Source organism: Geodermatophilus sp. CPCC 205506, from assembly GCF_051383635.1.
Lineage (GTDB): Bacteria > Actinomycetota > Actinomycetes > Mycobacteriales > Geodermatophilaceae > Geodermatophilus.
In genome coordinates this window covers 1-1,015 of the sequence record NZ_JALPKP010000121.1, presented here as the reverse complement: position 1 = coordinate 1,015, position 1,015 = coordinate 1, and the positions used below count along the sequence as shown (strand labels likewise).

Annotated in this window: 1 protein-coding gene; it reads right to left on the bottom strand. The window is 74.8% G+C overall.

Annotated elements, in window-relative coordinates; all coding sequences use genetic code 11:
- Positions 1-1,015 (bottom strand): tyrosine-type recombinase/integrase (locus MY520_RS27895; protein ID WP_436695950.1); only part of this gene is annotated, 1,015 nt, incomplete at both ends.

The window sequence follows — 1,015 nt, the reverse complement described above, 5'->3', positions numbered from 1 at the left end:
AGCGGTCCGCGGCCTCGCGGCCCATGCCGGGGTGCACGTGCTGGTAGACGGTGAGCGTGATGGTGGCGCCGGCGTGGCCGAGGCGCTCGGAGACGACCTCCACCGGCACGCCGTCGGCCAGCAGCAGGATGGCGTGGGTGTGCCGGAGGTCGTGCAGCCGGATCACCGGCAGCTTCTCCTCCCCCAGCGCCGTGCGGGCCCGGACGACCTGGTCGGCGAAGCGGCGGGAGAACCGCTCCGGGTGCCGGTGGGTGCCGTCGAGGGTGCTGAGCACGAGCGCGGTGTCCCGCACGAGGTCCAGGGCGAGTCCTCCGCGGACTGCCCGGTAGGCGCGGAGCGCGGCCACGGTGCCCGCGTCCAGGTCGACCACCCGGGACCGGCCGGTCTTGGTCGGCCCCTCGACGAGGCGCTCGCCGGCGCCCTTGTCCTTCACCACGCCGACGCTGCGGCGAACCGAGAGGCGGCCGGCGTCCAGGTCGACGTCGCGCCACCGCAGGGCCAGCGCCTCACCCCGGCGCATCCCGGTGGCCGCGAGCAGCCGCCAGCCCATGGCGAAGTCCGGGTCCTGCGCGTCGGCCCAGCGGAGGAACCGGGCGAGCTCCGGTGCGGTCCAGGCCTGCATCTCCGGCGGCCGGGCCTCCGAGGGGCTCGGGGCCGTGGACCGGTCGGTCGGGTTGACCGCGAGCCGCCCCTGCCTGACCGCATCGCCCAGGGCCGACCGCAGGATGGTGAACACATACCGGACCGTCCGCGCCGACAGCCCGCCCTGACCGTCGGCCCGACCGGACGCCTCGAGCCTCCGCATCCAGGCGTCCACCGCGGAGCCGGTGAGCCGCGCGACCGACTGCGCACCCAGGTGGGGATCGATGTGCAGCCGGATGTTCTTCCGGTAGGACGACAGCGTAGCGGGGCTCAGCCGCTGGGTCTGGATCCACTCGGCCAGATAGGCGTCGAGGCGCTGCTTCGACGGCTCGACCCAGTCCCCCACCTCGGACTTCCTGATCTCCGCCCGCAG